7 protein-coding genes and 2 tRNA genes are annotated in these 7,203 nt (G+C 64.5%); 7 read left to right on the top strand and 2 right to left on the bottom strand.

Annotated elements, in window-relative coordinates:
- The first annotated feature begins 140 nt into the window (after positions 1-140).
- The 4 genes from H5T60_09840 to H5T60_09855 all read left to right on the top strand — a co-directional run bounded on the left by H5T60_09840 (position 141) and on the right by H5T60_09855 (position 4,179).
- Positions 141-1,508 (top strand): HlyC/CorC family transporter, encoded by a 1,368-nt coding sequence (locus H5T60_09840; protein MBC7242733.1) that lies wholly within the window; start codon positions 141-143, stop codon positions 1,506-1,508.
- A gap of 48 nt (positions 1,509-1,556) precedes the next feature.
- The gene (locus H5T60_09845; GenBank protein ID MBC7242734.1) at positions 1,557-2,396 is read left to right on the top strand and encodes an MBL fold metallo-hydrolase; all 840 of its coding nucleotides are present in this window, start codon (positions 1,557-1,559) and stop codon (positions 2,394-2,396) included.
- A gap of 167 nt (positions 2,397-2,563) precedes the next feature.
- Positions 2,564-3,457, top strand: coding sequence for a homocysteine S-methyltransferase family protein (locus H5T60_09850; protein MBC7242735.1), 894 nt, complete (start codon positions 2,564-2,566; stop codon positions 3,455-3,457).
- Positions 3,454-4,179, top strand: coding sequence for a 1-acyl-sn-glycerol-3-phosphate acyltransferase (locus tag H5T60_09855; protein ID MBC7242736.1), 726 nt, complete (start codon positions 3,454-3,456; stop codon positions 4,177-4,179). The genes H5T60_09850 and H5T60_09855 overlap by 4 nt, the downstream gene beginning before the upstream one ends.
- Before the next feature lie 53 nt (positions 4,180-4,232).
- On the opposite strand, the gene H5T60_09860 is transcribed toward H5T60_09855, so the two are convergent.
- Positions 4,233-4,308, bottom strand: a tRNA-Met gene (locus H5T60_09860).
- Between the two features lie 6 nt (positions 4,309-4,314).
- A tRNA-Met gene (locus tag H5T60_09865) sits at positions 4,315-4,386 on the bottom strand.
- A gap of 242 nt (positions 4,387-4,628) precedes the next feature.
- Between H5T60_09865 and H5T60_09870 the strand changes: the two genes are divergently transcribed.
- The 3 genes from H5T60_09870 to H5T60_09880 form a co-directional block, all read left to right on the top strand.
- A complete protein-coding gene (locus tag H5T60_09870) occupies positions 4,629-5,591 on the top strand; it encodes an NAD-dependent epimerase/dehydratase family protein (GenBank protein MBC7242737.1) in 963 nt (320 codons plus the stop codon).
- A 30-nt stretch (positions 5,592-5,621) separates the two neighbouring features.
- Entirely contained in the window at positions 5,622-6,809 is a 1,188-nt protein-coding gene (locus H5T60_09875; GenBank protein MBC7242738.1) for a glycine C-acetyltransferase, read from the top strand.
- A 155-nt stretch (positions 6,810-6,964) separates the two neighbouring features.
- On the top strand, positions 6,965-7,203 hold a 239-nt coding region (locus H5T60_09880; protein MBC7242739.1), incomplete at its 3' end, for a hypothetical protein.

Below are 7,203 nucleotides of genomic sequence, written 5' to 3' on the forward strand. Positions count from 1 at the left end.
GGATGGGAAAATCTTACCCCAAGTGGGGGGAAAAATCAAATAGGGAAGGCATTGCTCAGGGAGTCAGGAACGTGTCTCCAGGGCGGGGAATATGCTATAATGCCGGCAGAAGTTGGTAGGTGGAATAAGGAGAGCTTGCGATGGAAGCGCTTACTTTGCCGACGGTTCTTTTGCGACTGCTGGTGGTTTTCCTGCTGATCCTGACCAACGGCTACTTCACTGCCATGGAGTTCGCGCTGGTGGCGGTGCGCCGCACCCGCATTGCCCAGCTCTCGGCGGAGGGCAACCGTGCCGCGCAGTTGGTGAGCCGCCTGCTGGACAATCCGGACCGCTTTATCGCCGCCTCCCAATTGGGCGTCACCATGACCAGCCTGGCGTTGGGTTGGGTGGGGGAGAGCACCATGGCGGCCATCATCGAGCCGCCCCTGCGCACCCTGGTGGGCCGCTGGAGCGCGGCAGTGGCCAACACTGCCGGCACCGTGCTGGCGTTCGCGCTCATCACGTACCTGCATATTGTGCTGGGGGAGCAGGTTCCGAAAGGGGTGGCACTGCGCTATGCGGAGCGCACTTCGTTGACGGCCGCTCCCCTGATGGATATGTTCTTCCGGGTGTTTCGCCCCTTTATCGTACTGCTGAATTCTTCGGCGCATATAGTGCTGGGCTGGCTGGGCGCCGGCCTGCCGGCCGGCCATCGGATGGCCATGACCGTGGAAGAACTGCGCATGGTCATCGAGGAGAGCCAGCGCGAGGGCCTGCTGGAAGCGGAGCTGGAGGACATGGTCCAGCGGCTACTGCGCTTCGGCGACCGGCCCGTGCGGGAAGTCATGATCCCCCGCACCGAGATTCAAGCGGTGGAGAAAAGCGCCACGCTGGAGCAGGTACTGCACCTGTTCGTGAACAGCCGGCATGCCCGCTTCCCCGTCTATGAGGGCAGTCTGGACAACATCGTCGGCATCATCGCCATGAAAGATGTCCTGGCGGCGGTGGCACTGGGCCAGGTGGAGCGCAGTAGCTCCATCGAGCCGCTCATCCGGCCGGCCTTCTGCGTCCCGGAGTCGCGCAAGGTGGGGACGCTCTTCTCCGAGATGCGCGAACGCCATATCCAGATGGCGGTGGTGCTGGACGAGTACGGCGGCACCGCCGGCATCGTTACCTTGGAGATGCTGACCGAGGAGATCATGGGGGAGATCAGCGAGGAATGGGCGGTTACCGAGCCGGCGCTGGAGCCGCTGGGGTCTCACACCTTCCGCGTCGATGCCCAGCGCCGCATCGAGGAGATCAACGAGGAGCTGGGGCTGAACCTGCCGGAGTCGGAGGATTACGAGACGCTGGCCGGCTTCATCCTCTATCATCTGCAGGCCATTCCGAAGGAGGGACAGACCTTCCGCTATCAGGACATCGAGTTTACGATTGTGGAGATGGAGGGACTGCGCATCGAGACGGTGGAGATCACGACGCGCGCCGGCAGTCAGGGGCCGGCGACTCCCGCCAATCCGCCGGATAGGTAGCCCCTGTGTCGGATGCGAGCATCATCAAATTAAGAAAGGACCCCGACGATGAAACTGATGTGTCTGGTGGACAATGCGGTGCTTTCCCTCTCCTCGTTCTGGGGGGAGCATGGGCTGGCGGTGCTGGTGGAGTCGCGGGATGGGCGGGTGCTGATGGATACCGGCGCCAGCGCGGCGGTCTTCCTGCATAACCTGGAGGCCGCCGGCATCGAGCCAGGGACCATTCGGGCGCTGGTCATCAGCCACGGACATCATGACCACACGGGCGGGCTGGCGGCACTGCTGGAGCGCCGGCCGGGCATGCCCCTGTATGCCCATCCCGACATCATGACCGAGCGCTTCTCCCAGAAAGAGGGGAAATTGCGCTCCATCGGGATGAAGATGCCGCCGGAGGAGCTTCGCCGGCAGGCCGACCTGCGCCTGAGCGCCAGGCCGCAGGAGATTCTGCCCGGCATCTGGACCACCGGCGAGATCATTGGGCGGAGTGAGCCAGAGGGCCGCAGTCCCCATCATGTCCTGCGGGGCGAGGCCGGCCTGGTGCCGGACCCGTATCGGGACGATATGTCCTTAGTGCTGGAGACGGAACAAGGGCTGGTGCTGGTGTGCGGATGCTGTCATGCCGGCCTGCTCAACACCCTGAACCATGTGGAGCAGGTGTTCGGGCGCCCGGTGGTGGCCATCTTCGGCGGCACCCATCTGATCAGCGCCGATGCCGCGCATTTGGAGCGGGTGGGCCGGCGGTTGCGGGAGATGCCGGCGCTGAAGGCGGTCTACCCGAACCACTGCACCGGGGAGCGGGCCTTGTTCCATCTGATGAATGTGCTGGGGCCGGAAGTGGTGCATGGGTGGCCGGCGGGGAGCACCCTCGACCTGGAGCCGAGCGTCTGAACAGAGCCTGGGAGAGGCAAGGCCGTCCCAACGCCCCCATGACCCTCCTCATTGCCCGATTCCCTGGGATATGCTAGAATGCGGCACACCTGGCGCGCCTGGGGCGCTCTGCCGGGGTTATTATAATCGGCCCCGGGCGGGCATCTATGCAGTGAGGAGATACAGCCGTGAAATTCCAAGAAGCCCTTCAGGATGGACGAGTTCTCATCGCCGACGGGGCCGCCGGCACGCTTCTGCAGGCCGCCGGCCTGCCCGCCGGCATGGCGCCCGAAGAATGGAACGTGCTGGAGCCGGCCAAGATCGAGGCCATGCACCGCTCCTACCTGGAGGCCGGCGCCCGCATTATCTTGACCAACACCTTCGGCGGCAACCGGCACAAGCTGGCCCGCATGAAGAAGGAGTCGGAGCTGGAGCGCTTCAATCGGGCCGCAGTGGAAATCGCCCGGCGTGCCGCGGAGCCCTTTGGCGCTTGGGTGGCCGGCGACATGGGGCCCACCGGCGAGCTGATGGCACCGCTGGGGAACCTGTCCTTCGACGAGGCGCGGCGCGCCTACGCGGAACAGGCCGGCATCCTGGCGGACGCCGGCGTGGATCTGCTGGTCATCGAGACGATGAGCGATCTGGAAGAGGCGCGGGCGGCCGCCCTGGGCGCACTGGAGGCGACGGACCTGCCAGTGGTCGTGACCATGAGCTTTGACACCCGGGGACGCACCATGATGGGCGTTACCCCAGAGCGGTTTATGGAGACGCTGTGGCCGCTGGGCCTGACGGCTATCGGCGCGAACTGCGGCCGCTCGCTGGAGGAGAACCTGGAGGTGCTGCGCCGGCTGAGGGAGGCCAACCCGTCGGCGCGCTTATGGATCAAGCCGAACGCCGGCCTCCCGCGCCTGGATGGCGAGCGCGTGGTATATGATGTCACGCCGGCGCAGTTTGCCGAATTCGCCCTGAAATTCCGCGCGTTGGGCGCGCAGATCATCGGCGGATGCTGTGGCAGTACGCCGGCGCATATCGCCGCCGTGGCTCGCGCCCTGCAGAGCGTCGCTACGTCCGCTTCGGAGTGATGGGAAAGGGTATGGCCGGCGTTCTCTCGACCCAGTACTCCTATCCGTTTACCCGCAGGAACCTGTATTACCGCTTCCTGCAGTGGACCATCCGCTCGCTGGTCACTCTGCTGGCGCGCCTGCGGGTGGAAGGGCTGGAGAACCTGCCGCGCCAGGGCCCGCTGATCCTGGTGACCAATCATCTGCACTGGCTGGACCCGCCGGTCATCTTCTGTGTCCTGCCGGTGCGCACCACCGTGCTGGCCGCGGAGAAGTGGGAATCGCATCCTTTGGTGGGCCGGCTGTTCAAGTCCGTCAATGCCGTGTTCATCCGGCGCGGTGAGGCGGATATCGGCGCCCTGCGCAAGGTCCAGCGGCTCCTGGAGCAGGGTGCCATCGTGGGCATCGCGCCCGAGGGCACGCGCAGTAAGACCGGCGGATTGCAAAGGGGCAAGGGCGGCGCGGCTCTGCTGGCGCTTCGGACGGGGGCCACGCTGGTGCCGGTGGTGGCGTACGGCCAGGAGAAGGTATTTCGCGAACTGCGGCGTTTCCGCCGGGCGGAGATCGTGGTACGGGTGGGACAGCCCTTCAAGCTCCGGCCGCTGGAAGAGGGGAATCAAGGCCGGCAGATCGATGCCCTGATCGAGGACATCATGCTGCGCATCGCCAGGCTTCTGCCGCCCGAGTATCGGGGCGTCTACCGGGATAAGGTGCCGGAGGATGGGGCCGGCACGTCCACCTGACTGGATCCGCGGAAACGATATAGGGCCATTTCCCTGGGGAAATGGCCCTATATTGGTGGCGGCGACTGGACTCGAACCAGTGACCCAACGATTATGAGCCGTTTGCTCTGCCAGCTGAGCTACGCCGCCTTCAGGTAGCGGGGGTTGGATTCGAACCAACGACCTTTGGGTTATGAGCCCAACGAGCTGCCACTGCTCCACCCCGCATCGCTTTCGCCCTATATTATACCGGCCTGTCGAATAAATGTCAAAAACACGAGGGGTAATGTTGAAACAGCTTGCCGGCAGGACAGCGTCAGCCCCCGCACCGGTAATAGTTGCCGAGATGTCATGCTGGTATGATGGTCTGGCCTACAAAAGTTGCAAGATCGGCGCCGGCGCGCTATAATGCGCGCACAACATCCTAACCGACTGAACTCGCAAAGGAGCGAACCATGTCCTCTCGACCGATGCGCAGCATCCTGGTGACCGGCGCCTGCGGCCAGATCGGCTCGGAATTGACCATGGCCCTGCGGGAGCGCTACGGAAACGAGCATGTGGTGGCCGCCGGCCACCGCACTCCACCCCCCGACGATGTGCGAGATTCCGGCCCTTTCGTATCTCTGGACGTGACGGACCGCCAGGCCCTTGAAGAAGTGGTCGAGCAGTACCGCATCGACACGATCTATCATCTGGCCGCAGTGCTGTCGGCCGCCGGCGAACAGAAGCCCGACCTGGCCTGGCGCGTCAATATGACCGGGTTGTATAATGTGCTGGAAGTAGCCCGCACCCACGGGCTGGTGCGAGTGTTTTGCCCCAGCTCCATGGCGGTCTTCGGCCCCAGCACGCCGAAGGATAACACGCCCCAGGAGACCATCCTGAGCCCGACCACCATGTACGGCATCACCAAGGTCGCCGGCGAGCTGTTGGGCAATTACTACGTGCATAAGTTCGGGGTGGATGTGCGCGGACTGCGCTATCCGGGTATCATCAGCCATAAGACGCCGCCGGGCGGCGGCACGACGGATTACGCCGTGGCCATCTTTTACGACGCCGTGAAGTACCGCCGCTACACCTGCTTCGTGCGGGAGGACACGGTGCTCCCTATGATGTACATGCCGGATGCCATCCGGGCGGCCATCGAGTTGATGGAGGCAGACTTCCGCCGGCTGACGCGCCATGCCGACTACAATATCACCGCCATGAGCTTCTCCGCCGGCGAGCTGGCCCGCGAGATCCGGAAGCACATCCCCGACTTCGTCTGCGAGTTCCAGCCGGATTTCCGCCAGGCCATTGCCGATTCCTGGCCGCGCTCCATTGACGACAGCGTGGCGCGCGCAGATTGGGGATGGCGGCCGGCCTATGACCTGCCGGCCATGACCGTGGATATGCTGAACGCCCTACAGGCCCGCTATCAGCAGGGCCAACTGTGAAGCCGGCTTTTGCCGCAAAGGAGGAATGCTATGGCTGATAAGCTCGATTTCATCCGAGAGGAAATGGAGCGGTTGCGGAATGAGGGCTTGCTCATCACCATCCGCCGTATGGACACGCCGCCCGGCGCCTGGATGGTGGTGGACGGGCGCAAGGTGCTGAACTTCTGCACCAACAACTACCTGGGTCTGGCGACGCATCCCCGCCTGAAGGAGGCGGCCATCAAGGCCATCCAGGAATGGGGTGCCGGCCCGGCCGCAGTGCGCTCGATCGCCGGCACCCAGCGCCTGCACCTGGAGCTGGAAGAGCGGCTGGCCCGCTTCAAAGGGGTCGAGGCGGCGCTCTACGTCCAATCCGGCTTCTGCGCCAACCAGGCCGCCATCCCGCCCCTGGTGGGGCCGGAGGACGTCATCTTCTCCGACGAGCTGAACCATGCCAGCATTATTGACGGGTGCCGGCTGTCCCGCGCCAAAATCGTGGTCTATAAGCACTGTGACCCCCAGGACCTGGAAGAAAAGGTCAAGGAGCATCTGCCCAATTACCGCCGCGGCCTGCTGGTGACCGACGGCGTGTTCAGCATGGACGGCGATATTGCCCCGCTGGACAAGCTGTACGAGGTGGCGGAGAAGTATGGCCTCATCACCATGGTGGATGATGCCCACGGCGAGGGGGTGCTGGGGCGCGGCGGACGCGGCATCGTGGACCATTTCGGCCTGCACGGCAAGTTCGATATCGAGATCGGCACCCTGTCCAAGGCCTTCGGTGTGGTGGGCGGGGTCATCGCCGGCAAGAAGGTTATCGTGGACTTCCTGCGCCAGAAAGCGCGCCCCTTCCTGTTCTCCAGCGCCGTCACGCCGGCGGACACCGCCACCTGCATCGCCGCGGTGGACCTGCTGGAGGAATCCACCGAGCTGGTGGACCGGCTGTGGGCCAACGCCAACTACTTTAAGTCCGAGATGAAGCGCATGGGCTTTGACATCGGCGCCTCACAGACCCCCATCGTGCCGGTCATGCTGGGCGAGGCGCCGCTGGCGATGGAGTTCTCCCGCCGGCTGTTCGAGGAAGGTGTTTTCGCCATGGCGCTGGGCTTTCCCACCGTGCCGCGCGGCAAGGCCCGCATCCGGGTGATGAACACGGCCTCCCATACCAAAGAGGACCTGGACCGCGGCCTGGAGGCCTTCCATAAGGTGGGGCGCGAGCTGGGCGTCATCTCGGGGTAGGCCCCATAATTTTACGTTATTTTATGTTTAGGATTCGCCGGCCTACTTGACGCTGGGGGATGCCTGTGCTATCATCAGGGTAGGTTGAGGGGGCCTGGCAGTACGCGAAGCACGGGAACGACAGGCCAACCTACCATAAGGGAAGGAGGCATCCTGTGAGCAGAAAGGTCATATTCTCCCTGGGTGTGATGGCGCTGGTGATGCTGATGCTGGTCAGTGCCGGCGGGTGCACGCGGCCCAAGCCGGAGGCCAAGGCGACTCCCACCGTCGCCGTCGGCGAGACGGTGCTGGCGACCGCTACGCCGGCCCCGGCGGTCACGCAGGTGATCAGCCCGACCGTGGTCACCACCGGCCCGACGACGGCGGCGCCGCAACCTACTGGCGCGGCCGGGGA

Source organism: Anaerolineae bacterium (assembly GCA_014360855.1).
Lineage (GTDB): Bacteria > Chloroflexota > Anaerolineae > JACIWP01 > JACIWP01 > JACIWP01.